This is a genomic window from Selenomonas timonae, from assembly GCF_014250475.1.
GTDB lineage: Bacteria > Bacillota > Negativicutes > Selenomonadales > Selenomonadaceae > Centipeda > Centipeda timonae.
In genome coordinates this window covers 2,163,394-2,187,385 of the sequence record NZ_CP060204.1, presented here as the reverse complement: position 1 = coordinate 2,187,385, position 23,992 = coordinate 2,163,394, and the positions used below count along the sequence as shown (strand labels likewise).

At 59.1% G+C, this 23,992-nt stretch carries 25 protein-coding genes; all 25 read left to right on the top strand.

Features of this window, described 5'->3' with window-relative positions; translation table 11 throughout:
• Positions 1-1,134, top strand: coding sequence for an ABC transporter permease (locus tag H1B31_RS10550; RefSeq protein ID WP_185980286.1), 1,134 nt, complete (start codon positions 1-3; stop codon positions 1,132-1,134).
• A 13-nt stretch (positions 1,135-1,147) separates the two neighbouring features.
• Positions 1,148-1,807: an ABC transporter ATP-binding protein gene (locus H1B31_RS10545; RefSeq protein WP_185980285.1), complete on the top strand. Its 660-nt coding sequence runs from the start codon at positions 1,148-1,150 to the stop codon at positions 1,805-1,807.
• 2 nt (positions 1,808-1,809) lie between these two features.
• A complete protein-coding gene (locus H1B31_RS10540; protein WP_009657098.1) occupies positions 1,810-2,280 on the top strand; it encodes an FMN-binding protein in 471 nt (156 codons plus the stop codon).
• Positions 2,281-2,381: 101 nt separating this feature from the next.
• A complete protein-coding gene (gene pepD, locus H1B31_RS10535) occupies positions 2,382-3,836 on the top strand; it encodes a beta-Ala-His dipeptidase (protein ID WP_185980284.1) in 1,455 nt (484 codons plus the stop codon).
• Between the two features lie 124 nt (positions 3,837-3,960).
• Positions 3,961-4,443 carry a Fur family transcriptional regulator gene (locus H1B31_RS10530; RefSeq protein WP_185980283.1) on the top strand — a complete coding sequence of 161 codons (483 nt, stop codon included), beginning with the start codon at positions 3,961-3,963 and terminating at the stop codon, positions 4,441-4,443.
• Positions 4,440-5,945 carry a coproporphyrinogen dehydrogenase HemZ gene (gene hemZ, locus H1B31_RS10525; protein WP_185980282.1) on the top strand — a complete coding sequence of 502 codons (1,506 nt, stop codon included), beginning with the start codon at positions 4,440-4,442 and terminating at the stop codon, positions 5,943-5,945. The genes H1B31_RS10530 and hemZ overlap by 4 nt, the downstream gene beginning before the upstream one ends.
• Positions 5,945-7,210, top strand: coding sequence for a histidine--tRNA ligase (gene hisS / locus H1B31_RS10520; RefSeq protein WP_185980281.1), 1,266 nt, complete (start codon positions 5,945-5,947; stop codon positions 7,208-7,210). The genes hemZ and hisS overlap by 1 nt, the downstream gene beginning before the upstream one ends.
• Before the next feature lies 1 nt (position 7,211).
• Positions 7,212-9,020: an aspartate--tRNA ligase gene (gene aspS / locus H1B31_RS10515; protein ID WP_185980280.1), complete on the top strand. Its 1,809-nt coding sequence runs from the start codon at positions 7,212-7,214 to the stop codon at positions 9,018-9,020.
• A gap of 82 nt (positions 9,021-9,102) precedes the next feature.
• A complete protein-coding gene (locus tag H1B31_RS10510; protein ID WP_185980279.1) occupies positions 9,103-9,828 on the top strand; it encodes a WecB/TagA/CpsF family glycosyltransferase in 726 nt (241 codons plus the stop codon).
• Between the two features lie 80 nt (positions 9,829-9,908).
• On the top strand, positions 9,909-10,541 hold the full coding sequence (locus tag H1B31_RS10505) for a phosphatidylserine decarboxylase (RefSeq protein WP_009657091.1): 633 nt from the start codon (positions 9,909-9,911) through the stop codon (positions 10,539-10,541).
• Complete coding sequence (gene pssA / locus H1B31_RS10500; protein WP_185980278.1) at positions 10,538-11,251, top strand: CDP-diacylglycerol--serine O-phosphatidyltransferase; 714 nt, start codon at positions 10,538-10,540, stop codon at positions 11,249-11,251. The genes H1B31_RS10505 and pssA overlap by 4 nt, the downstream gene beginning before the upstream one ends.
• 6 nt (positions 11,252-11,257) lie before the next feature.
• Positions 11,258-12,532: a glycosyltransferase family 2 protein gene (locus H1B31_RS10495; protein WP_185980277.1), complete on the top strand. Its 1,275-nt coding sequence runs from the start codon at positions 11,258-11,260 to the stop codon at positions 12,530-12,532.
• A 63-nt stretch (positions 12,533-12,595) separates the two neighbouring features.
• Positions 12,596-12,976 (top strand): 6-carboxytetrahydropterin synthase QueD, encoded by a 381-nt coding sequence (gene queD, locus H1B31_RS10490; RefSeq protein WP_185980276.1) that lies wholly within the window; start codon positions 12,596-12,598, stop codon positions 12,974-12,976.
• A 1-nt stretch (position 12,977) separates the two neighbouring features.
• Positions 12,978-13,709 (top strand): 7-carboxy-7-deazaguanine synthase QueE, encoded by a 732-nt coding sequence (locus H1B31_RS10485; RefSeq protein ID WP_185980275.1) that lies wholly within the window; start codon positions 12,978-12,980, stop codon positions 13,707-13,709.
• 89 nt (positions 13,710-13,798) lie between these two features.
• On the top strand, positions 13,799-14,620 hold the full coding sequence (locus H1B31_RS10480) for an amidohydrolase family protein (RefSeq protein ID WP_185980274.1): 822 nt from the start codon (positions 13,799-13,801) through the stop codon (positions 14,618-14,620).
• A 21-nt stretch (positions 14,621-14,641) separates the two neighbouring features.
• Entirely contained in the window at positions 14,642-15,112 is a 471-nt protein-coding gene (gene def / locus H1B31_RS10475) for a peptide deformylase (protein WP_185980273.1), read from the top strand.
• 5 nt (positions 15,113-15,117) lie between these two features.
• Complete coding sequence (gene fmt, locus H1B31_RS10470; RefSeq protein WP_185981288.1) at positions 15,118-16,056, top strand: methionyl-tRNA formyltransferase; 939 nt, start codon at positions 15,118-15,120, stop codon at positions 16,054-16,056.
• Entirely contained in the window at positions 16,053-16,910 is an 858-nt protein-coding gene (locus H1B31_RS10465; RefSeq protein ID WP_185980272.1) for a DUF116 domain-containing protein, read from the top strand. The genes fmt and H1B31_RS10465 overlap by 4 nt, the downstream gene beginning before the upstream one ends.
• Positions 16,894-18,240, top strand: a complete 1,347-nt coding sequence (gene rsmB / locus H1B31_RS10460; protein WP_185980271.1) for a 16S rRNA (cytosine(967)-C(5))-methyltransferase RsmB — start codon at positions 16,894-16,896, stop codon at positions 18,238-18,240. Before H1B31_RS10465 ends, rsmB begins: the two co-directional genes overlap by 17 nt.
• Positions 18,237-19,280 (top strand): dual-specificity RNA methyltransferase RlmN, encoded by a 1,044-nt coding sequence (rlmN, locus tag H1B31_RS10455; protein WP_185980270.1) that lies wholly within the window; start codon positions 18,237-18,239, stop codon positions 19,278-19,280. Before rsmB ends, rlmN begins: the two co-directional genes overlap by 4 nt.
• Positions 19,281-19,362: 82 nt before the next feature.
• Positions 19,363-20,109, top strand: a complete 747-nt coding sequence (locus tag H1B31_RS10450; RefSeq protein ID WP_009441783.1) for a DUF3662 and FHA domain-containing protein — start codon at positions 19,363-19,365, stop codon at positions 20,107-20,109.
• Complete coding sequence (locus tag H1B31_RS10445) at positions 20,109-20,552, top strand: FHA domain-containing protein (RefSeq protein ID WP_185980269.1); 444 nt, start codon at positions 20,109-20,111, stop codon at positions 20,550-20,552. Before H1B31_RS10450 ends, H1B31_RS10445 begins: the two co-directional genes overlap by 1 nt.
• Positions 20,553-20,556: 4 nt before the next feature.
• Complete coding sequence (locus H1B31_RS10440) at positions 20,557-21,270, top strand: Stp1/IreP family PP2C-type Ser/Thr phosphatase (protein ID WP_009441781.1); 714 nt, start codon at positions 20,557-20,559, stop codon at positions 21,268-21,270.
• Entirely contained in the window at positions 21,267-22,541 is a 1,275-nt protein-coding gene (locus tag H1B31_RS10435; protein ID WP_185980268.1) for an FtsW/RodA/SpoVE family cell cycle protein, read from the top strand. The genes H1B31_RS10440 and H1B31_RS10435 overlap by 4 nt, the downstream gene beginning before the upstream one ends.
• Positions 22,534-23,943 (top strand): peptidoglycan D,D-transpeptidase FtsI family protein, encoded by a 1,410-nt coding sequence (locus H1B31_RS10430; protein WP_185980267.1) that lies wholly within the window; start codon positions 22,534-22,536, stop codon positions 23,941-23,943. The genes H1B31_RS10435 and H1B31_RS10430 overlap by 8 nt, the downstream gene beginning before the upstream one ends.
• The last annotated feature ends 49 nt before the right edge of the window (positions 23,944-23,992 follow it).

Below are 23,992 nucleotides of genomic sequence, written 5' to 3'. Positions count from 1 at the left end.
ATGATGAATCGATATAAAATGTTCTTTATCATGGTCGCCAATTCCCTCTTGCGTCGGCGTGCACGTATGGCAATCGCTCTGCTCGCCGTCGCCATCGGAGCGACGATCATCTCGGGCATGATTACGGTCTACAAGGAAGTCCCCGAACAGATGGGACGCGCATTCCGCGCCTACGGTGCGAACCTCCTCATTCTGCCGGGGACGGACAAGGGCGCGATTCAGGAGGATTCGGTTGCCGCCGTGCGTAAGTCCCTCTCGGGCTATGAGATCGTCGGTATCACACCGTTCCTTTACGATACGCTTCTCATCAATCATCAGACGGTGATGGCGGGTGGTACGGATTTTGCCGTCCTGCAGGAGGTCAGCCCGTATTGGCAGATTCGCGGTGACTGGCCGACGGTAGGGGAGAAGGAGATCCTGCTCGGTGCGGAGTTTGCGGCAAAGCTGCGTGTGAACCCCGGTGATACGATTACCGTTTCGGGCGGCGAGGGCACGATCGTGAGCGATTACCGCGTGTCCGGCATTGTCCGAACGGGCGGAAACGAGGAGAATTTTGTCTTTGTCTCCCTGCCCGATATGCAGAGCATGAAGGAACGCCCCGGTGAGCTGAGCCTTGCGCAGGTCTCGGTCGTTGCGGGTCAGGATGAACTGACGCGTGCGGAGGAGAAGATCCGTGCGGACGTGCCCGGCGTTGAGCCGCAGCTGGTCAAGCAGATTGCCCAGTCCGAGGGCACGGTGCTTGGGAAACTTCAAGCGCTCGTGCTCATCGTCACCGTCGTTGTCCTCGTCTTGACGCTGATCTGTGTCTCGACAACAATGATGGCGATTGTGACGGAGCGTCGCCGCGAGATCGGGCTGAAGAAGGCACTCGGGGCGGATAACCGTCACATTGTCATGGAGTTCTTCGGCGAGGGGTGCCTCCTCGGTGCGCTTGGCGGCGTGCTCGGCTCGGGCTTTGGCTATCTCTTTGCCCAGAGTGTCAGCGTCAACGTCTTCGGACGCGGCATCGAGTTCTCGGCGACCATCGTTGTCGTTGCACTCGTTATGTCTGTTTTTGTCACGGGGCTTGCATCGCTCCTGCCCGTGCGCATTGCGACGAATGTAGATCCCGCGATTATCCTGCGCGGCGAATGAGGAGGAATAACGCATGAGTTTGCTTGAACTGCGGCACGTTTCCAAGGCGTATAATGAAAAGGTACTTGCTCTGGACGATGTCAATCTGAAGGTTGAAAAAGGCGAATGGCTTGCGGTCATGGGCCCCTCCGGCTCGGGCAAGTCGACGCTCATGAACATCATCGGCTGTATGGACAGTGCGACGAGCGGAGAGGTCATCCTCGACGGCGAGGTGCTGACGGATGCGACCCCCGAGGAGCTGACGCGCTATCGCCGCGACAAGATCGGCATCGTCTTTCAGCAGTTCCACATGATCCCGTACCTCACGGCTGTCGAGAACATCATGGTCGCGCAGTACTACCACAGCATGCCCGACCGTAACGAGGCAATGGCGGCACTCGAGCGCGTCGGACTTGCCGACCGCGCGAGCCATCTGCCGAGCCAGCTCTCGGGCGGTGAGCAGCAGCGCGTCTGCATCGCGCGTGCCCTCATCAACTATCCCGTCCTCATCCTTGCAGATGAGCCGACGGGCAACCTCGACGAGCAGAACCAGAAGCTCGTCATGAAGATCTTCCATGAGCTGCACGATGAGGGGCATACGATCCTGACTGTTACCCACTCCGCCGAGGTCGGCGATGAGGCGCAGCGCTGCGTCATCATCGAACATGGTCATATGCGTGAAAGGACGGCGTGACGATGAAGAAAAGCGTATTGGGGCTTGCTGTACTTCTCTCGATCGGGGTTATGATCACAGGCTGCGGCGATGAGAAAAAGGAAGCACCGAAAAACGATGCGAAGCCTGCCGCACAGGCGGTGTCACTCGATATGACAGGGGTCAAGGACGGTACGTTTGCGGGGGATAGTTCCAAGCACGAACAGCTTGGACACTCGCATGTTGAACTGACGATCGCAAACGGTGCGATCACGAAGGTCGTCCACACGGGCTTTGACAAGGACGGCAAGGTAAAGGACGAGAATTACGGCGCGGATAAGCCAGAAGGTGTGCGCAAGAAAGCGCAGAATGCCTACAAGGCAATCGGCTCGTACGCAAGCCAGCTGGAGAGCAAGAAGGATCTCGCGAAGGTCGACGCCATCGCGGGCGCAACCGTCAGCTATGACCAGTTTAATGAGGCAGTCGCAAAGGCGGTCGAAGCGGCAAAGAAGTAAATCGTATACAGATAAAATGGAAGTCGTCATACATCATGTGTGGCGGCTTCTTTTTGTCTGTGGTACAATAGGGAAGACAGTTACAGTCAGGAGGCAACCATATGATAGACGATGCAAAACTATTGGAGACGGTCATTTCAGAATTTGAGGCACTGACGCACATTCCGCGTCCTTCGGGACATGAGAAAGCCGTCAGCGACTACCTCAAGAAGCGGTTTGAGGAGATCGGCTGCACGGTGACGCAGGACGAGGTGCTGAACATCATCGCGGAACTCCCCGCGACGAAGGGCTGCGAGGCTGCGCCGCGCACGATCCTGCAGGGACACATGGATATGGTCTGTGTCGCGAAGCCGGGCGTGATTTACGATCCTCTGAACGATCCGATCAAGATGGTGCGTACAGAGGAGTCTCTGACGGCGGACGGCACGAGCCTCGGCGGCGACGACGGCATCGGCGTTTCGGAGATTTTGACTGCGATGCAGCATACGGAGGAACACGGTGCGCTGCGCGCCATCGTCACGGTTGATGAGGAGCAGGGGATGTCAGGGGCGCGGCATCTCGCTGCGGATCATCTGAAGGATGCGCGTTTCCTCATTAATTGCGACTCCGAGGACTATCATATCATGACAGTCGGCAGTGCGGGCAGTGTCAACCTTGACTTCTCGCGTACACTTTCGCGCAGGGAGTCGGAGCTGCCCGCCTATCGCATCGCGGTGGAGGGCTTGCTTGGCGGGCATTCGGGGGAGCGCATCGGCGACGGGCGCGGCAATGCGATTCGCACGCTCGCGCTTGCACTGCAGGCACTTGAGGCACATGGTAAAATTGAGATTGTCACATTCACGGGCGGTACGGCACGCAACGCCATCCCTCCGACGGCAGAGGCGGTCATTCGGACAGGTATTAACGAGCGTGAGATTGTCAATGCACTGGTCGCGGAGGAGAAGCGTTTCCATGCGCTCTATGGCACGGTCGATCCCGCCATGAAGTTTGCATTTACTACGGTGGAGAATGCAGGGCGCGTCATCGGCGAAGCAGAGGAGCGTGACCTCATCGACCTGCTCACGCTCCTGCGTACGGGCGTGCATGATATGTCGCGTCTCCATGCAGATAAGGTGGAGACCTCGGCGAACCTCGGCGTTCTCCGTATGGACGAAAATGAGGTGTGCGTCCAGTTCTTCCCGCGCTCTTCGGTGAATGAGCGTCTGGACGAAATCATCGTGATGGCGCGGACGATGGCAGAGCGTACGAATTTCAACCTCACAGTGGGATCGCAGTCGCCCGCATGGCGTGAGCGCGAGAACAGCGTCCTCGCGAAGATCATGGGCGAGGTCTATGCTGCGCAGAATGACGGAGCAGAGATGAAGATCGAGAGCATCCATGCAGGCCTTGAGACCAGCTGGCACGCAGCGAAGAATCCGGAGTTGGACATGGTGTCCATCGGCGTGACGACGACGGGCATCCACACACCTGCCGAGCGTGTCGATGTTACGACGATTGTTCCGGAAGCGAAACTGCTGATGGGAACCCTGCGCCGTATTGCACAGGAGAAGGAATAAACGGATATTCTCAATTAGTTTTTCATCTCTATAGAAAAAAAATGTGGACTGTGCTATACTATTCTCATTGATTGTGATTATATATTGGAGAGTTATTATATAATAACATGCGGAGGGAAAAAGTATGGCAGAGACCTATACGATGGAAGATCTGAAAAAACGTCTGCAGGCAACGCAGCGCAAGATGACACCGCAGCGCCAGATCGTGTTGCAGGTGATTCTCGATCATCCGAGCGAGCATCTGAGCGCGGAGAAGATCTACGACATCCTGCGCGGCACGGAGTCGGAGATCGGTCTTGCGACGGTCTACCGCAGCCTTGAGATTCTGGTGTCGCTCGGGATCCTGCAGAAGATCGAATTCGGCAAGGAATTCGACAAGCGCAATAAGGGCTCGTACTCCTACGAGTTGAACCCGATTGATCCGAACCAGCACTTCCACCACCATCTGATCTGTACGGAGTGCAAGGAGATCTCGGAGTTCGAGGAGGATATGCTTGATCATCTGGAAGAGGATATCTTCAAGAAGACGGGCTTCAAGGTCGAGAACCATCAGGCGAAGTTTTTCGGCATCTGTAAGAAATGTCAGGAGCAGCAGAAAAAGTTGTGAAGATTCGGTCTCTTACGATCAACAGCAGAGCCGAGGTCATTGTTAAAATCGTCCGCGAGGTATTGACTCTCTTCAAGGTGGAGATCGTCGGGCGGGCAGGGGAGGCGGATTACGCCCAGCTGTCGGTGGTGAACCGGCAGACGGGCTGTGAGCCGCCTTCTGTCATGACCGAGGTTTTTCTTTTTGCGCATGATGGCGCGTGCGAAAAATTTTATTTTGTTTCGGATGGCAAGGCGGATGAAGTGCCGCGTGCCGCCGTTCATCGCGCCATCAAGCGGAATGTCTACGCATTCTTCCGCACACACTTCGCCGTGCCGCCCGCGCCGTGGGGCATCCTCCACGGGGTACGTCCGACGAAGATCGTGCATCGTTGGCTGCGCAGCGGCATGAGCCCCGAGGAAATCATTGCGCGTCTCGGCGAGGACTACAATTGCAGTGCGGACAAAGCGCGTCTTATCACGGATGTTGCCGTGCGTCAGCTGCCGTTTCTCGCGCAGGGGGATGCGCGAACCGTGAGCATCTACGTCGGCATTCCATTCTGTCTCTCGCGCTGCCTCTACTGCTCCTTTCCGTCGAATTTGCTTCCCTCGGAGAAGAAGCTCCGCGCCTTTATGGATGTGCTCGCACGCGACCTCGATGCGGCGGCAGAGGATGTGCGTGCTTTGGGGCTTACGGTGCAGAGCATTTACATCGGCGGAGGAACGCCGACCAGTCTTCCAAATGATTTTTTTGCCGAAATGCTCAAAATGGTATATAATGCGTTTTATGGAGCGCATATCGCGGAGTTCACGGTGGAGGCAGGGCGTCCCGACAGCATGAGTGCAGAGAAGATTGCTGCGATGAAAGAGCACGCGGTAACGCGTGTGAGCGTCAATCCGCAGTCGATGCAGGAGGCGACGCTGGAACGCATCGGCCGTCACCACAGCCCCGAGGACATCGTGCGTATGGTGCATGAGATTCGCGCGGCAATGAACGTGCACATCAATATGGATGTGATCCTCGGGCTGCCGGGAGAAACGGCCGCGGACGTGGAGCGGACGATGGCGGCAGTGACGGCACTTGCGCCCGACGATATCACGCTGCACGCGCTAGCCTTGAAGCGCGGCTCGAATCTCAGGCTCAAGATGGAGACGGAGCACGTCGAACTGCCGTCTGATGCGGAGACCAGGCGCATGAGTGAAGCTGCTGTACGCGCGGTGGAGGAGGCGGGCTATCGTCCGTACTATCTCTATCGGCAGGGCTATATGAGTGGCGATCTCGAGAACGTCGGCTATGCCCGCGCAGGTGCCGAGAGCATCTATAACATTCAGATTATGGAGGAGCACCAGACGATCATCGGCATCGGCGGTGCCGCCACGACGAAGGTACTCGGGATTCGCAGCGGACGTATGCGCTCCGTGTTTAACGCAAAGGATCTTGTGACCTATCTGCGCGATATTGATATCTACATTGAAAAACGCCGTGCGCTCCTGCGCACGGAATACGAGGAGGAAACACCCTGATGCTGACGAATGCGCCACGGGGGACAAAGGATATACTGCCCGATGCAGTGGGAGCGTGGACATACGTGGAGAATGTCATCCGCGAGCTCTGCGCCCGCTATGGCTATCATGAGATCCGCACGCCTGTCTTCGAGCACACGGAGCTCTTCCAGCGCGGTATCGGCGACGGCACGGATGTCGTGGACAAGGAGATGTATACCTTTACTGACCGTGGGGAGCGCAGCCTGACGCTGCGCCCGGAGAATACGGCATCCGCCGTGCGTGCCTACCTGCAGAACAAGCTCTATGCGGACGGAGGGCTGCAAAAGCTCTTCTACATCGGCTCGATGTTCCGCTATGACCGCCCGCAGGCAGGACGTATGCGCGAGTTTCACCAGTTCGGTGTGGAGGCAATCGGCGGGGAGAGCCCTGCCGTGGATGCCGAGGCAATTCTCCTCGCCTATGACTTCCTCACGGCACTTGGTCTAAAGGGGCTGACGCTCAAGCTGAACTCGGTCGGCTGCCCGAACTGCCGCCCCGTCTATCGGGATCGTCTGCAGGCGTACTTCAAGGAGCATCTGCACGAACTCTGCGGCGACTGTCAGGATCGCTACACGCGGAGTCCTCTGCGTATTCTTGACTGCAAGGCGGACGCCGACAAGCCATTTATGGCGGGCGCACCTGCGATTACGGACTGCCTCTGTGCAGAGTGTGCGGAACACTTTGAGGAAGTACAGTCGCATCTGACAGATGCGGGCGTTGCCTATGAGCTCGATCCGCGTCTTGTGCGCGGGCTGGACTACTACACGCGGACGGCGTTCGAGATTGCCTATCCGCCGCTCGGCGCGCAGAGTGCCGTTGCGGGCGGCGGGCGCTATGACGGACTCGTGGAGGAACTGGGCGGCAATCCGACCCCTGCGGTCGGATTTGCAGCGGGGCTGGAACGCGTTCTCCTCGCACTCGAGCAGCAGAGTCTTCTGCCCGCGCGTCCGTCCGATGCGGATGTATTCATTATTGCGCTCGGCGATGCTGCGGCGCACGCGGCATTTCCCCTGCTGCATGCACTGCGGCAGGGCGGTGTGCGTGCCCTCATGGACTATGCGGGGCGCAGCATGAAGGCACAGATGAAGCAGGCGAATAAATCCGGCGCGCGCTATGCCGTCATCCTCGGGGATGATGAACTGACGCAGCATGTGGCAGTTGTGCGGGATATGGAACAGAGCACGCAGGAGAGTTGCTCTCTTGACGATATGGTAAAACGATTGATTTCTGAGGTGAAGGGCTGAGATGGAAACGATGCAGGGACTTAAACGGACACATGACTGCGGCACGCTCCGCAAGGAGCAGGTCGGCGGAGAGGTAACGCTGTGCGGCTGGGTGTCGCGCCGCCGTGACCATGGCGGGCTGATCTTTGTCGATATGCGCGACCGCTCGGGACTCGTGCAGATCGTCTTTGACGAGGCGGCGATGGCGGTGGGCACGTTCCACGAGGCGGAGTCGCTGCGCTCGGAGTTCGTTATCTCTGTGCGCGGTGCTGTACGCGCACGCAGCGAAGACACGGTGAACCCGAACATGGCGACGGGCGAGGTCGAAGTCGTCGTGAACGAACTGCGCATTTTGAACAAGGCAAAGACGCCACCGTTCTACATTCAGGACGGCATCGACGTGGACGAGATGATCCGTCTGCGCTACCGCTATCTCGACCTGCGCCGTCCGGAGATGCAGGCAAATATGATCCTGCGCCATCGTGTGACGAAGATCATGCGTGATTTCTTCGACCGTAACGGCTTCCTCGAGATCGAGACGCCGATGCTCTGCAAGAGCACGCCCGAGGGCGCGCGTGACTTCCTCGTGCCGAGCCGCCTCAATGCGGGCGAGTTCTACGCGCTGCCGCAGTCGCCGCAGATCTTCAAGCAGCTGCTTATGGTCTCGGGCTTTGAGAAATACTTCCAGATCGTACGCTGCTTCCGCGACGAGGATCTGCGCGCAGATCGTCAGCCCGAGTTCACGCAGCTCGATATCGAGATGTCCTTCATGGATCAGGATTCCATCCTGACACTCATGGAGGAGATGGTCAAGGAGCTCTTCGAGAAGAGCATCGGCGCGAAGATCGAGACGCCGTTCCGCCGCATGGGCTGGGATGAGGCGATGGAGCGCTTCGGCTCGGACAAGCCCGATCTGCGCTTCGGCATGGAACTGCAGGACATCACGGACTATGTCGGCGGATCGGAGTTCAAGGTCTTCAACGCCGTCATGGAGGCGGGTGGACGCGTCAAGGTCATCAACGTCGAGGGCTACGCGAATATTCCGCGCCGCGAACTGGACGGGCTGGTCTCCTATGTGCAGAACTACGGGGCAAAGGGACTTGCGTGGATTCAGTACAGTGAGGAGGGCGTGAAGTCGCCCTTCAAGAAGTTCTATTCCGATGAGACATTCGAGACGATCAAGAACGCCGTCGGGGCAAAGACGGGCGACCTCCTGCTCGTTGTCGCCGATCAGCCCGCTGTCGTGGCACAGGCACTCGGCGAACTGCGTCTGGAGATGGGTCGCCGTCGTAACCTCATCGACCCCGATGCGCTCTCCTTCCTCTGGGTTGTGGACTTCCCGATGTTCGAGTACAGTGCGGAGGAGAAGCGCTACAAGGCGATGCACCATCCGTTTACCGCGCCGCGCGATGAGGATATCCCGCTTCTCACGAGCGACCCCGGACGCGTCAAGGCGAACGCCTACGACATGGTGCTGAACGGCGTCGAGATCGGCGGCGGCAGTCTGCGTATCTACCGCAGCGACCTGCAGGAGCAGGTCTTTGAGACCCTCGGCTTTGCGCCGGAGGAGGCGCGCGAGCGCTTCGGCTTCATGATGAACGCATTCGAGTACGGCACGCCGCCGCACGGCGGGCTCGCGTTTGGTCTGGATCGCCTCGTCATGATTATGGCGAAGCGCCGCTCGATTCGCGATGTCATCCCATTCCCGAAGACGCAAAGCGCGTCGGATGTCATGTGCGAAGCACCGTCGCCCGTAGACGAGAAGCAGCTGCACGAGCTCTATATCCGCACGGCTGTGCCGAAGAAAAAGACGGATGGCGCGGCGCAGTAACAGTGATTCTGAAAATAGGGAGGGCGTCTTGTCAGGCGCTCTCTTTTCGCGATATGCATCGCGATACAGGAGGGGTGTGCCCTTGAGCGAACGGGTCAATATTCTTGGCGTGGAGGTGGATGCCGTCACGATGTCGGAGGCGGTTGCTGCTGTCCGCTCCTATATGGATGAGCGCGCGGGCGTGATGATTGCAACGGCAAATGCCGAGATGATTATGCGTGCAACGCAGGACAGGGAGCTGTGCGATGTTCTCAATGCAGCGGCACTTGTCGTGCCGGACGGCGCGGGGACGGTCTGGGCGGCGCGTCATCTCGGGCACGCGATGCCCGAGCGCGTGGCGGGCTACGATCTCGCACAGGAACTGCTGCGTGCGGCTCCCTCAGAGGGGCGGCGCATCTACTTCTTCGGCTCTGCGCCCGGTGTTGCAGAGAAGGCAAAGGCAAAGGCGGAGCAGCTGTACCCCGGCATCGAGATTGTCGGCGTGCGCGATGGCTACTTCAAGCCGGAGGACAATGCGGCGATCATTGAGGAGATTAAGGAGGCGAAGCCTGACCTCCTGCTCGTCGCACTCGGTGTGCCGAAGCAGGAGAAGTGGATTGCCGCACATCTGGCGGAGCTTCGCGTGCCTGTCGTGATTGGCGTCGGCGGGACGCTCGACGTGATGGCGGGCGTGATGAAACGTGCGCCGCGCTGGATGCAGAAGGCAAAGCTCGAATGGCTCTTTCGCGGGATGCTTCAGCCGAAACGTGCAGGACGATTGCTTGCTCTGCCGAAATTCGTGCTGAAGGTGCACGCCTCGCGAAAATAAAAGCCGTATCTGTGGACAAAGAATAGGCTTTCCATTATAATTGATGCAAGTGTAATCATTTGATAAGGAGGCGGATGCGCATGGTCATTGTAAGCGAGGGCTATAAATTTATCGGCGCGGCGCTTATACTGGCTCTGATTCTTGGCATTTTTGCACATCCGTACGCGGCAGTTCCGTTTGTCGTGCTCGCGTGCTACTTTGCATATTTCTTCCGCAGTCCCGCGCGCGAAATCGTGCAGGATGTGAATCACATTCTCTCGCCGGCGGACGGCACGGTCACGGAGATTACGCCCGTAGGCATGGATGACTTCGTGGGCGAGCCGTGCAACAAGATCGTCATCTTTATGTCGGTGTTCAACGTGCACGTCAACCGCAGTCCCATCCATGGTGAGATCAAGCTGCAAAGATACTACTGCGGCCGCTTCCGCCCCGCCTACAAGGACGAGGTGGGCTTTGAGAACGAGCACCATCTGATCGGCATTGATCGGGGCGATCTGCGCATTACGGTGAAGCAGATTGCGGGCATCCTCGCGCGCCGTATCGTCTCGTGGGTGACGCTCGATGATCAGCTGCGGCAGGGGGACATCTACGGCATGATCCGCTTCGGCTCGTGCCTTGAGATCGTCATGCCCGAGCGCGCGGAGATTCTTGTGACAAAGGGCGAAAAGGTTCAGGGCGGCAAGACCGTTCTGGGGAGGCTCGAAAGCGAATGAATTACAGACGGTTTCTGCCGAATCTGTGCACGGCGATGAATCTTGTCTTCGGTATGTGCTCCATCCTCTCGACCATCGAGGGGCATCTCGACTGGGGCGCACTCTTCATCTTCTGCGCGCTCATCGCGGACGGTCTGGACGGGCGCATTGCGCGCGCGTTCGGCGTGTCCAGTGAGTTCGGCAAGGAGATGGACTCCCTCTGTGACCTTGGCTCATTCGGTGTCGCACCCGCAGTCCTCGCATGGACGCTTGCTCTGCACAACTACGGATTCGTGGGCATCGCAGTGACGATCTTCTTTGCCGTCTGTGGAATGTGGCGGCTCACGCGTTTCAACGTGAATGCGAGCGTTGTGCACGGCTACTTCATGGGGCTTGCAATCCCTGCGGGCGGCAACCTCGTCGCCATGTCCACGTGGCTCTTCCTCGAGCTTGGGGGCGACCCAACCTCGTTCGGTCTTGTCTATCCCGCAGCCGTCGCCGTGACGGCGTATCTGATGGTGAGTCACGTCCACTATCCCGACTTCAAGGGGGGCGGGGAGAAAATCTATATGGTGTCCAAGCTCTTTGCGCTCGTTGTTTTCGTGGGGATTCTGTACGTCGGCAGCGCGGCAATCCTGCCCGCTGTCTTTACGGGGATCTTTGCGACCTACGCGCTCTTCGGGATTGTCAATTATACGATTGCCGTCATGGCGCGTGCAAAGGAAGGCTGAGCCCGCATGACTGAGTTCATTCAAACTGTCTCGCCCTATCTTCCGGCACATATCTTCGACATCATTATGGTGCCGATGCAGATTATTCTTCTACTTTTTACCCTCTATTTTTTTTGTATCGGCTTCTGCTGCCTCTGGCGGCGGAGGGAGCAGAAGATCCTGACTCCCGAAAAGACGTTTGCCGTTGTGGTTGCCGCGCACAATGAGGCGGCGGTCATCGGGCAGCTGATCGAGAATCTGAAACGTCTCGACTATCCCGCAGAGCTTTACGATATCTATGTGATCGCGGACAACTGCACGGACGATACAGCGGAGATCGCGGAGCAGGCCGGCGCAATTGTCTGCGTGCGCACACATCCGACGAAGAAGAGCAAGGGCTTTGCGCTCGAGTGGATGTTCGATCGCCTCTTCGAGATGGACAAGGAATACGATGCGATTGCCATCTTCGATGCGGACAACCTTGTGCACCCGAATTTTCTGAAGGAGATGAATCATCGCCTCCTGAAGGGGGACAAGGTCATCCAGGGCTATCTCGACGCGAAGAACCCCTATGATACATGGGTTGCGGGCACGTTCGCCATTGCATTCTGGGTCATCGACCACATCTCACATCTTGCAAAGACGAACATCGGACTCTCTGCCTGTCTCGGCGGCACGGGCATGTGCATCACGACGGACGTGCTGAAGCGGCACGGCTGGCGCGCGACTTGCCTCACGGAGGACATGGAGTTCACGATGAAGCTGCTTGCCGAGGGCATCAAGACGACGTGGGCGCATGACGCCGTGGTCTACGATGAGAAGCCGCTCACGTTCAAGCAGGCATGGAATCAGCGCCGCCGCTGGGCGCAGGGGCAATTCGATGTAGCACACCGCTTTATCCCGACGATGATCCGCGAGGGGTGGAAGCGGCGTGACATCCGCATCTGGGACGGCTGCATCTACCTGCTGCAGCCGCATTTCTTGATGATCTCGACGTTCTTCATCATTATCAGCTACGTGCAGCTCGCATTCCCGCCGTTTTACACGAGCATTTACAAGTTCCTGCCGTCTCAGCTCATGACCGCAATCATGATCGGGCAGTACGTTCTGCCTATGATTATCCTCATCAAGGTTCGCGCGAAGCTGAAGGCGTGGTTCTATCTCTTGCTCTATCCCGTGTTCATCTATTCGTGGATTCCGATTATCTTCCTCGGATTCATCCACCGCAACGAACACGAGTGGAGCCATACGAAGCATACGCGCGCCATGAGCATGGATGAGGTCATGAGCGACGTGAAGTAAGAAGTAAAATAAAGGCTGCTGCATGACTGCAGCAGCCTTTTCATAAACGAGAAGGAGAATAATATGTATACATTGCGCGTTGAGGGCGCATTCGAGGCGGCGCACCGCGTGGTGAACTATCCGGGCAAATGCGATCGTCTGCACGGGCACAACTGGGTGGTCGAGGCGACGTTTCAGGGCAGAGAGCTCGATGAGCTCGGTATGCTGATCGACTTTAAGATTGCAAAGAGGGCGCTTGCCGCAATTCTGGACGATTTCGACCACTACTATCTGAACGATTTCCCGCCGTTTAGCGAGGGGCTGAACCCAACGGCGGAGAATCTTGCACGCATTATCTTCGAGCGGCTTGCGGTGCGTGAGGAAATTGCGGCATCTCCCGCAGAGCTGACTGCGCTCACCGTTTGGGAATCGCCAAAGTCCTCTGTCACCTACACGAAGGACTGATATGCGCGAAAATATCATCGAAATTTTTTCCTCCATACAGGGGGAGGGGAAGTACGTCGGCTGCCGGCAGGTATTCGTGCGCCTAGAGGGCTGCAATCTCGACTGTACATATTGCGACACGGAGAATGAGATTGGACGGCATCCACGCTGCATGGTGGAGATTCCTGTCGGCTCGCATGAACTTGTGCCTTATGAAAACCCTCTCTCACCCGAGGAGGTTGCGGAGATCATCACACGTCTCGCGGACGGCGTGCCGCACCACTCACTCAGCATTACGGGCGGCGAACCGCTGCTCCATGTGCCGTTTATCAAAGAACTCGCCGCACATACTGCGCTGCCGATCTTTCTCGAAACGAACGGCACATTGGACAGGGCTCTCGCGGACTGTATCGACTGCATTTCATACATCAGCATGGACATCAAGCTGCCCGATGTGCTCTCTCGGCCCGTCTGGGATGCACACGCGCGCTTCCTATCTGTCGCGCGCGCCGTCGATGTCTATGTGAAGATCGTTGTTGCGGCAGAGACGCGGGCGGAGTATGTTGAGCGCGCGGCACGCATGGTCGCGGAGATTGCACCTGCGACCCTCTTTGTTCTCCAGCCCGTCACGCCATACGGCGGCTGCACTCCGCCAACGCCCGCACGCCTCCTCGAACTCCAGCGCATCGCACTCTGCCATCTCCCCGATGTCCGCATCATCCCGCAGACCCACCGCATGATGGATCTGCTGTGAAAATGTGTCATTTATCACGAGAAACTATTGACGGATATGGTAAACTAAACGGATAGTGATACTTAGTTATTTTTAGAAAGAGAATATATATGAAGATCATTGATGCTCATCTGCACTTTGGCAGAGGGGAGTATTTTGATACCGTTGCGCGGGCGGCGGGGCACGAGAATACGGAGGAGGCTTTGCGCCGCGACTTTCGTGCGTCGAACATTGTCCACGGCATCGTGATGGGCAATCTGCCTGCGGAGGAGACGAGTCCGAACTATCCCGATATCTTTCATTACTGTGTTGGAATCGGGGGCGACGGTGTAACGGAGATCGTGGAGGGGCGCATCGAAACGCTTCTGCCCGCGCTCGAACAGCATCTAAAAAATGAGCGATGCGTCGGCATCAAGCTCTATCCTGGCTATCATTATTTCTATATCTACGACGATATGCTTGCGCCCGTCTATGAACTTGCCGCGCGGTATCAAAAGCCTGTTGCGGTGCACACGGGGCTGACGGCGACGGAGAAGGCGCTCCTCAAATACGCGCATCCGAATGTGATGGACGAGGCGGCGACGAAGTTCCGCAATGTGAATTTTGTCATGTGCCACTTCGGCGAGCCATATTTCACGGACGCAGTTGCCGTGATGGAGAAGAATCCGAATGTGAGCGCCGACCTCTCGGGGATGCTTGCGGGAAAAATTCAGGATTTTGCGCTATTCTGTGAGCGCAAGAAGTTCTACATCGAGCAGCTGCATGGCTGGCTTGCATATTTGAATGCCTATGACCGCCTGATGTTCGGGACGGATTGGCCGCTTGCAAATCTGGACGACTACATTGCGTTCACGAAGCTGCTCATACCCGAGGAGCATTGGGATGCGGTGTTCTATGATAATGCCGTGCGGATCTACAATCTGCACATATAATGTAAAGTAAGGGAAAAAACCATGGCGATACTGGATATCAAGAAGGCGGGGGATCCCGTCTTGAAACAGGTGGCGGCACCGGTCGACCGCCTCACGAAGTGGCATCGGAAGCTGCTCGACGATATGGCGGAGACGATGTACTCTGCGGACGGCGTGGGGCTTGCTGCGCCGCAGATTGGGAAGTCGCTGCGGATCGTTGTGATTGACGTGCAGGATGAGAACGGGCTGCTCGAACTCATCAATCCTGTCATCACAATGCGCGAAGGTTCTGTGACAGATTCCGAGGGTTGCCTCTCCGTGCCCGAGGTCTACGGCGATGTGGAGCGCGCGGCGCGCGTGACGGTGGAGTATACGGATCGGCGTAGCCGCAGGCGCAGCCTGACGGCGGAGGGGCTGCTCGCGCGCTGCATTCAGCACGAGTGCGACCATCTTGACGGCAGACTCTTCATCGACATTGCCGTGAGTCTGCGCAAGGAGGAGAAAAAGGAGTGACGAGAATGCGTGTCGTCTTTATGGGGACGCCGGACTTCGCCGTGCCGACACTTGCGGCGATCGCCGCGCGCAGCGATCTCGCCGAGGTCGTCGCTGTTGTGACGCAGCCTGACCGTCCGCGCGGGCGTGGAAAGAAGCTCAGCCCGTCGCCCGTCAAGGCGTGGGCGCTCGCGCATGATATTCCCGTCATGCAGCCCGTGCGTGCGCGCGATGCGGCGTTTGTCACCGCATTTCGAGATTTGAAGCCCGATGTGGCGGTCGTCGTGGCGTTCGGTCAGATCCTCTCTCAGGAGGTGCTCGATGTGCCCGTACACGGCTGTATCAACGTGCATGCTTCCCTCCTGCCGAAGCTACGCGGGGCGGCGCCGATTCAGCACGCTATCATGGCAGGTGAGCGCGTGACGGGCATCACGACGATGCAGATGGACGCGGGTCTCGATACGGGCGATATGCTCCTCTGCCGTGAGGTGCCCATCAATGCGGATACGACGTATGGCTCGCTTCATGATGCGCTGATGGAGACGGGGGCAAGTCTCCTCGTCGAGACGTTGGAGCAGCTCGCGGCAGGGACGCTTGTGCGCACGCCGCAGACGGGGGAATCCTCGTATGCGGCGCGCATCACGCGCGAGACAGCCGTCATCGACTGGTCGAAATCTGCGCGGGCTCTGGACGCCCTCGTGCGCGGGCTGAATCCGACACCCTACGCGCAGACTGCGCTTGCAGGAGATACCTACAAGGTTGGGGCATTGCGCTCCACAGGGCGCGTGGCAAGCGCAGAGGTAGGCACGATCATCGCTGCCGATGCCAAGGCGGGACTCGTCGTTGCGGCGGGGGATGAGGACGTGGAAATCACGGAGATTCAAGCGCCCGGGAAGAAGATGATGGCGGCAAACGCCTTTTTGAATGGCTGTGCGCTGACCGTCGGCGCGAGGTTTTCGCCATGAGCGGCGAGACGCTGACGGTGAATGGCAAGAAGGCTGGTGAGAAAAAGACCATCGCTCTCCCGTCGCGCCCGAAAAAACGCCTCTTTATCGGGATGCTGCTTCTCGTGACCGTGCTCGCAGCGGCGCTTCTTTTTGGTATATGGTACATCGGTGTACCGGGGCTTGAGCGCATTCAGCCGGCACTGCCGTGGATTATCGGGGGGGCGCTGACGCTTGCCGTCCTGCTGTCCTTCTTCGGGATTTTCAATATGGTGCTGGCGATTGCAGGACTTCCGTACCTTCCATGGATGAAGCGGCAGACATATGAGCTCATCAATTTGCTCTTTCCTGCGGCGGTGCGCCTCGGCGCAGTATTTGGCGTCAAGCGGCGCAGACTCGAGGGCTCGTTCATCGCGGTCAGCAATCTGCTCTTTCACCGCATGCACATCCGCGTGCCCGCAAACCGTCTGCTCGTCGTAACGCCGCACTGCTTGCAGCTTGCGAGCTGCCCGCATAAGGTGACGCGTGACCCGAACAACTGCAAGCGATGCGGTGGCTGCAACATCGGCGACCTCGTGGCACTCGCGGACGAGATGGGCTTTCACTTCTTCGTGGCGACGGGCGGAACACTCGCGCGTCAGATCATCTACAATATGCGCCCGAAGGCGGTGCTTGCAATCGCGTGTGAGCGCGATTTGATGAGCGGCATTCAGGATGTATTTCCCCTGCCGGCTGTCGGCGTGCTGAACATCCGTCCGAACGGTCCATGCTACAACACGAGTGTGGACATGGCTGAGGTGCGCCGCCAGCTTGAGGAGATCATCGAACCCGTGGAGCAGGTTACGGAGAAAGGGCATAATGCAGAGGTATCGTGAGGACAAAATCGACCGCGTGCGTGAGCTGGCAATGCAGGTATTGCAAAAAATTCACGTCGAGAGCGTGTATGCGAATGTCGCGCTCGCACAGACGTTGCGCGATACAGTGCTCGCGGAGCGCGACCGCCGTTTTCTGACGGAGCTTGTCTACGGCGTCACAAAGGCGGGGGAATCGCTCGACTATATGATCGGGCAGTACGTCGCCGACATCCGCAAGGTTCAGCCCGCCATCCGCGAACTCCTGCGGCTTGGCTTCTATCAGATCTTCGTCATGGATCGCGTGCCGCCGTCTGCCGCGTGCAATACTGCGGTGGAATTGGCGAAAAAACATGGGCGCAGGGGTGCGGATTCGTTCGTCAACGGTGTTCTGCGCGCGGCACTGCGCGCGCCAGAGCGTGCGGTTCTGCCTACGGGACGGGATGCGCGCGCACTTGCGCTCAGGTCTTGGCATCCTGCGTGGATGGTCGAGCGTTGGATGCGCGCCTACGGCTACGAACGTACGGAGGCGCTCTGCCTCTGCAATAATACGAGCGCGCCGCTCTCCGTGCGCGTGAATACACTGCGTACGAACCGCTCCGCGCTGATGGAGCAATTTGCAGTTGCTGGGGCAGAGGCACGCGCCTCTCGGTGGGTGCCGGACGGCATTGTCCTGCATGCGCATGGGGCGCTCGATGATCTGCCGCCGCTGCGCGCGGGACTCGCACAGGTGCAGGATGAGAGCTCGATGCTTGTCGCACATGTACTCGGGGCAGAGCCGGGCATGACGGTGATCGATGCCTGTGCCGCGCCGGGCGGGAAGACGACGCATATCGCTCAGCGCATGGAGAATCGCGGGTGCATTCTGGCGTTTGACATCTACGAGGAGAAGATTCGACGCATTGAGCAGAACGCACGGCGGCTCGGCATCTCCATCATCGAGGCAGAGATGCGCGATGCGCGGGAAATTGGCGCAGCATACGAGGCCATGGCGGATCGCGTGCTCGTCGACGCACCATGCTCGGGGCTCGGCGTGCTCAGGCGAAAGCCCGATGCACGCTGGAAGAAGAGCGTGTCGGACAGAAAGACCCTGCCGCCCATCCAGCGTGCCATTCTCTGGAGTGCGGCACGGGCGGTGAAGTCGGGCGGCGTGCTGGTCTACAGCACGTGCACAATGGAGGAATGCGAGAATGCCGCCGTTGTGCAGGACTTCCTGCGCGCGCATCCCCATTTTACTCTCGAGCAGACGGGCGCATTCCTGCCTGAGCAAAAGACTGCGGAGCCGATGGTTCAGATCATGCCGGAGACGGATGAACCGGACGGCTTCTTTATCGCGCGCATGAGGCGGACATGAAAAACATCTTCGGTCTGACAAAAGAGGCGCTTGCCGATGCGCTCAAAGAATATGATATTCCCCGCTTCCGCGCGGATCAGATCGTCCGATGGATGTATCAGCGCGGTGCGGCTTCTTTTGATGCGATGGACAATCTGTCGAAAGCGCTGCGTACGCAGCTTGCCGCGCATTTCTCTATCGAGCGTCCGAAGGTCGTCTCGCGTCTGCATTCTGCGGACGGGGCGACGATCAAGCTGCTTTATGAATTCACGGACGGGCAGACGGCAGAGACGGTGCTGATGTGTCATCCGTACGGCAACAGCGTCTGTGTCTCGACACAGGCGGGCTGCCGCATGGGCTGTGCGTTCTGCGCCTCGACACTGCATGGCCTGCAGCGCAATCTGACAGCGGGGGAGATTGCGGCGCAGGTGATCGGCATGGCGGATTTCCTGCGACAGGAGGGGGCTCGCGTCGATACGATCGTCGTCATGGGCTCGGGCGAGCCGCTCGAGAACTATGACAATGTGATTGCGGCGCTGCGCCTGCTGCACGAGGAGTACACAATCGGCCTCGGCTATCGCGGCGTGACGCTCTCGACTTCGGGCATTGTACCCGGCATTGAGCGGTTGGCGAAGGAGGGGATTCCAATCTCACTCTCGATCTCGCTGCACGCGCCGACAGAGGAACTGCGTTCGAAGATCATGCCCGTCAACTGCATTTACCCGCTCTCGGATGTGCTGCGCGCGGCGCGTGCCTATGCGGAGCGGACGAAGCGGCGCGTCACCTACGAGTATATTCTCATCCGCGATCTGAACGACTCTGCACGCGAAGCAGAGCAGCTCGCAAAGCTCCTGCGCGGACAGCTTGCGAGTGTGAACCTCATCCCCATCAACCCCGTCGCCGAGCGGAATCTCTTCCGCCCGGACAAGGCTGCCATCCACCGTTTTCAAAAGACGCTCGAGGATCGGCGCATTGCCGTGACCCTGCGGCGTGAGATGGGAACTGATATTCAGGCGGCGTGCGGACAGCTGCGCAACCGCCTGATGGAAGCTGGACTATAAATTTCCATATTTTTGTGGTATGATATAACAGTTAAGCAGTTTATTCTGTATTTATTTCGTTACCAAAGGAGAGTATTGCACGATGATTGATCGCGTGGAATCTTTTCTGGGAGAGCATATCGAGGGCTTTTTCAATCGCAAGTTCAGCAGTCACCTCGAGCCTGTCGAGCTTATCAAGGGGCTCGAAAAGGAAGCGAAGAAGCAGGGCGCGGGCGGACGTCTCGCCAACGCTTACGTCATTTCGCTCGGCACGGAGGACTATCAGCGCCTCTGCTCACACCGCGTGGCGGATGAACTTGCTGTGGCACTCAAGAAATATATCATTCGCGCGGATCTTGTGATGGATGGGAAACTCGGCATCTGCTTTGCGCTCGATGAGGAGCTGCGCGCAGGCTCCTATCATCTCGCGGCGCGTGTGCAGCACGACTGTGTGCCCGTAGAGGAGGGTACAGTTTCTCACGATACGATGGCACAGACCATCGTGCTCGAGCGCCCCTCCATCATAGAGGCGCGTTGTCTGAACCTTCCGCCCGAACATGAGATTGCGACCCTTACGGTGCTTGGCGGCGCGGACGAGGGCATATCCGTGCGTCTGGGAGAGCGCAAGATCTATATGGGGCGTATGGCGCGCAATGAGTTCATCCTGACGGATTCGAATGTCTCGCGCGTACACGCGTGGATTGCGTATGAGCAGCACCGTCATGTGCTGTATGATGCCGAGAGCCGCAACGGCACTTTCGTCAACGGCACGCGCATCACGGCGCAGCGGCTGCGCGACGGCGATGAGATCCGCCTCGGCACGACGGCACTGCGCTACGGTGTACTGTGATGCCGGCGCTCGCATTGAAGGCGCTGCGCGTTCTGCTCGAATACGGCGCGCTCCTCTGGCTTGCGTACGCCGTCCTGCGCCTCGGGCGCAGTATGTTCCGTACGCTGCACAGAGATATCAAAGAGACGGCGCGTCTGCCCGAGGCGCAGCAGGGCGCAGCGTCCTTCCTCGTCATCGCGGGCGAGGGGCTCGCGGGGCGGCGCTTTCCCGTGGGACATGAGCTCACAATCGGGCGCAGCCCCGACAACGATATTGTACTTGCGGATAATTTTGTATCCCATCATCATGTATGTGTCTATCAGAGAGAGAATGCGTATATCGCAGAGGATTTGGGCAGCCGCAATCACACCTATCTGAACGATGGGCTGCTGACGGGGCGGGCGTATCTGCGCGCGGGCGATGTCCTTCGCATCGGCGCCGTTGCCCTGCGTTTTGAGAGGTAAGCACATGATAGAGGTTTCGAGTGCGTCGGACATCGGACGCGTGCGGACATCGAATGAGGACAGCTACGGCGTATTTGCTCCTGCGGTCTATGTCGTTGCCGACGGGCTGGGTGGTCATGCGGCGGGCGAGGTCGCGAGCCGCATGGTGGTCGCCGCCGTCCACGATATGGCAAACGAGGGGGCGGCGATGGATACGGCGACGTTGAAAAGCGCCGTCCTGCGCGCCAATCAGCAGGTGCTGGATGCCTCGGCGGGGAACGCCTCCTACGAGGGGATGGGGTCGACGGCGACCGTCCTCCATGTGGATGAAGCTGCAGGGATGGCGTACTACGCGCACGTCGGGGACAGCCGTCTCTATCTCCTGCGGCGCGGCGTATTCCGTCAGGTCTCGCGCGACCACTCCTATGTGGAGGAACTCGTCGCGCGTGGTGAACTCAGCGAGGCGGAGGCGCAGCACCATCCGCGCAAGAATGTTCTCCTGCGTGCCGTCGGCATCGAGGAGCGGCTGCACGTGGACGGGGATTCCTTCCCGCTTGAGGCGGGCGACCGTCTGCTCCTCGCGACGGACGGTCTGACAAATATGGTGGACGATGCCGTGCTTGCCGCCCTGCTCGGCGGAGATTTTGCAAATGTAGCGGAGCGCATGGTGGAGCAGGCGCTCGCAGGGGGCGGCAGCGACAATATCACGGCGATTGCCCTTGCCTACGAAATGCCATGACAGCGGGTCTGAAATTCGCGCCTGTGGGGCTGCTCCTCTGCGCGCTCGGCGTTCTGTTTCTGAAACAGGGGGCAGGGCAGGCGGGATGGGTATTTGACTGGCACACGCAGCTCGCATATCTGCCGTGGCTCGCACTCCTCATCTGCGCGGGCGCCGCAAGCTATGTACTTGCGGCGCAGCGCAGATTGGACAGCGTTCCTCTTTCGCTCGCCTATCTGCTTCTCGCCGTCGGCCTTGCGGAGATTGCACGGCTGAAGCCCGAACTGTTCACGGCACAGCTTCGATGGGCGTGCGTCGGCATCGCCTTCTGGGCGCTGACGGTTGTTCTGTGGGAGCATCTGAGGAATTTCCTTGCCTATCCCTATGTATTGGGGATTGCGACGACGATCATCCTGCTCCTCCCGCTGCTGTTCGGCGTGAGCATCGGCGGCAATACGAATTGGCTCGCGTTTGGCGGCTTTTCCGTGCAGCCCTCGGAGTTCGGCAAGATCCTGCTCATCTTCTTTCTTGCGGCGTATCTCGCCGACCATCGTGCAGTGCTGACCCTGCCCGCGCGGCGCTTCCTTTTTCTCCATCTACCGCCCGTGCGGTTCATCGCGCCGCTCGTCGTACTCTGGGGGCTTGCCGTCCTCATGTTCGTCATCGCGCGCGATCTCGGCGCGGCACTGCTCTTCTTCGGGATGGCGGTGCTTATGACCTATATGGGGACAGGGCGTAAATCCTACGTGTTCCTCGCGGGGCTGTTCATCCTCGTGGCGGCGGCACTCAGCTACGCGCTCTTCGGGCACGTCCGCGTGCGCTTCGACATCTGGCTGCATCCGTGGGCGGATCCGAACGGTATGTCCTATCAGGTCGTGCAGTCGCTCTTTGCCATCGGTACGGGCGGCATCTGGGGGACGGGCTTTGCAGAGGGGCATCCGCTGCTCATCCCCGAGGTGCACACGGACTTTATCTTTGCGGCGATTGCCGAGGAGTTCGGGCTGATCGGAGCCGTCTTCGTTCTCATGTGCTACGCTCTTCTCTTCTGGCGGGGCAGCCGCATCGCGATGGGTGTGCCGCGTGCGGAGGAGTCGCTGCTCGCGGCGGGTTGTGCCGCAAGTCTCCTGCTACAGGCGTTCATCATCACGGCAGGTGTGACGAAACTCCTGCCGCTCACGGGCATCACGCTGCCGTTTGTCAGCTACGGCGGCAGCTCAATGTCGGCGAGCTTCATTCTTGTCGGCATATTGACGGCACTCTCGGGCGAGAGGAGGGGGGCAGCGGATGGCTGATCGGAAACTCCGAAAGCATATGGCAGTCGCGGCGGCATTCCTGCTCGCCCTGCTCGGTGTTCAAATTCTCTATCTCGCAAAGCTGAGTGTTTGGGATGGGGCTATGCTCGCCGCCCATCCGCTCAATACGCGCTCTGCGCTGATGGAGCAGGGCATTCGGCGCGGGCGCATTGTGGATCGTGCGGGGAACGTGCTCGCGGAGAGTGCGGCGGACGGTATGCGCTCCTATCCCTACGGCAGAATCCTCGCGCCTGTGACAGGCTATCAGACGGAGCGCTACGGCGCAACGGGCGTGGAGCAGACGGCGGGGCAGGAACTCAGCGGCGTGACCTTGGATGTCGCGCATATGGGACCTTTGCGTACGCTTCTGCGTGCAGATGCGGGCTATGATGTCCGCCTGACCGTCGATGCGCAGCTCTCGGAGACCGCATGGAACGCTCTTGACGGGCGACGCGGTGCGGTCGTCGTCATGGATGCAGAGACGGGGGCAATCCGTGCCATGGTGAGCTCTCCTTCCTACGATCCCGCCTCTGCGGCGGCGAACTGGGATGAACTCACGGCACGCGCGGACAGCCCTCTGCTGAACCGCGCGGCGCAGGGACTCTACCCCCCCGGCTCGACATTCAAGACGCTCATTGCCGACGCTGCGCTCACCGCGGGTGTGACGAATTCCGACGAGGTGTTCACCTGTACGGGGGAACTTGCGATCGGTTCGGATTACGTACTTCATGAGCCGCATGGCGAGGTGCACGGAAAGCTCCGACTTGCAGATGCGCTGCGCGAATCCTGCAACGTCACCTTTGCGACGCTCGCCCTGCGCCTTGGTGGCAGCGGTCTTTCATCGGCGTTTGATCGCTTCGGAATCGGTGCAGAGCTGACGGATACCGAGATTCCGATGGCAAAGGCGCATGTCCCTGATCTAAAATCACTCGGTGACGGGGAGATCGCGCAGCTCGGCATCGGGCAGGGGGCGCTGCTCGTCACGCCCTTGCAGATGGCGCTCGTTGCGGATGCCTTTGCAAATGGCGGGCGCATGATGCAGCCGTATCTGGTCGGGCAGGTTCTGACGGCGGACGGGACACCTCTCTATGAGGCGCGTCCACAGGTATGGCGGACAGCGACGACGGCGGAACGAGCGGCTGTCATCGACGGCTATATGGCGGATGTCGTTGCCGCAGGTACAGGCACGGCGGCGGATGTCGCCGGTGTGCGCGTCACGGGCAAGACCGGCACGGCAGAGAATGCGAGCGGAACAGATCACGCATGGTTCATCGGCTCGGCAGAGCGCGGCGGTCAAAAGATCGTCGTTGCCGTCCTCGTGGAGGAGGGCGGCTTCGGCGGGCGCGCAGCGGCAGGGATTGCACATCAGGTGATACGAACGTATTTTGAAGGGCAGCGATGAATACGCTCAACGCACCCTTTCTGAGATAGTGATGGCAGAGGCGTTAGGA

Excerpts from the sequence above, each read along its gene's own strand:
- H1B31_RS10550 (WP_185980286.1), top strand. The coding sequence starts at position 1 with ATGATGAATCGATATAAAATGTTCTTTATCATGGTCGCCAATTCCCTC.
- H1B31_RS10545 (WP_185980285.1), top strand. The coding sequence starts at position 1,148 with ATGAGTTTGCTTGAACTGCGGCACGTTTCCAAGGCGTATAATGAAAAG.
- H1B31_RS10540 (WP_009657098.1), top strand. The coding sequence starts at position 1,810 with ATGAAGAAAAGCGTATTGGGGCTTGCTGTACTTCTCTCGATCGGGGTT.
- pepD (WP_185980284.1), top strand. The coding sequence starts at position 2,382 with ATGATAGACGATGCAAAACTATTGGAGACGGTCATTTCAGAATTTGAG.
- H1B31_RS10530 (WP_185980283.1), top strand. The coding sequence starts at position 3,961 with ATGGCAGAGACCTATACGATGGAAGATCTGAAAAAACGTCTGCAGGCA.
- hisS (WP_185980281.1), top strand. The coding sequence starts at position 5,945 with ATGCTGACGAATGCGCCACGGGGGACAAAGGATATACTGCCCGATGCA.
- aspS (WP_185980280.1), top strand. The coding sequence starts at position 7,212 with ATGGAAACGATGCAGGGACTTAAACGGACACATGACTGCGGCACGCTC.
- H1B31_RS10505 (WP_009657091.1), top strand. The coding sequence starts at position 9,909 with ATGGTCATTGTAAGCGAGGGCTATAAATTTATCGGCGCGGCGCTTATA.
- pssA (WP_185980278.1), top strand. The coding sequence starts at position 10,538 with ATGAATTACAGACGGTTTCTGCCGAATCTGTGCACGGCGATGAATCTT.
- H1B31_RS10495 (WP_185980277.1), top strand. The coding sequence starts at position 11,258 with ATGACTGAGTTCATTCAAACTGTCTCGCCCTATCTTCCGGCACATATC.
- queD (WP_185980276.1), top strand. The coding sequence starts at position 12,596 with ATGTATACATTGCGCGTTGAGGGCGCATTCGAGGCGGCGCACCGCGTG.
- H1B31_RS10485 (WP_185980275.1), top strand. The coding sequence starts at position 12,978 with ATGCGCGAAAATATCATCGAAATTTTTTCCTCCATACAGGGGGAGGGG.
- H1B31_RS10480 (WP_185980274.1), top strand. The coding sequence starts at position 13,799 with ATGAAGATCATTGATGCTCATCTGCACTTTGGCAGAGGGGAGTATTTT.
- def (WP_185980273.1), top strand. The coding sequence starts at position 14,642 with ATGGCGATACTGGATATCAAGAAGGCGGGGGATCCCGTCTTGAAACAG.
- fmt (WP_185981288.1), top strand. The coding sequence starts at position 15,118 with ATGCGTGTCGTCTTTATGGGGACGCCGGACTTCGCCGTGCCGACACTT.
- H1B31_RS10465 (WP_185980272.1), top strand. The coding sequence starts at position 16,053 with ATGAGCGGCGAGACGCTGACGGTGAATGGCAAGAAGGCTGGTGAGAAA.
- rsmB (WP_185980271.1), top strand. The coding sequence starts at position 16,894 with ATGCAGAGGTATCGTGAGGACAAAATCGACCGCGTGCGTGAGCTGGCA.
- rlmN (WP_185980270.1), top strand. The coding sequence starts at position 18,237 with ATGAAAAACATCTTCGGTCTGACAAAAGAGGCGCTTGCCGATGCGCTC.
- H1B31_RS10450 (WP_009441783.1), top strand. The coding sequence starts at position 19,363 with ATGATTGATCGCGTGGAATCTTTTCTGGGAGAGCATATCGAGGGCTTT.
- H1B31_RS10445 (WP_185980269.1), top strand. The coding sequence starts at position 20,109 with ATGCCGGCGCTCGCATTGAAGGCGCTGCGCGTTCTGCTCGAATACGGC.
- H1B31_RS10440 (WP_009441781.1), top strand. The coding sequence starts at position 20,557 with ATGATAGAGGTTTCGAGTGCGTCGGACATCGGACGCGTGCGGACATCG.
- H1B31_RS10435 (WP_185980268.1), top strand. The coding sequence starts at position 21,267 with ATGACAGCGGGTCTGAAATTCGCGCCTGTGGGGCTGCTCCTCTGCGCG.
- H1B31_RS10430 (WP_185980267.1), top strand. The coding sequence starts at position 22,534 with ATGGCTGATCGGAAACTCCGAAAGCATATGGCAGTCGCGGCGGCATTC.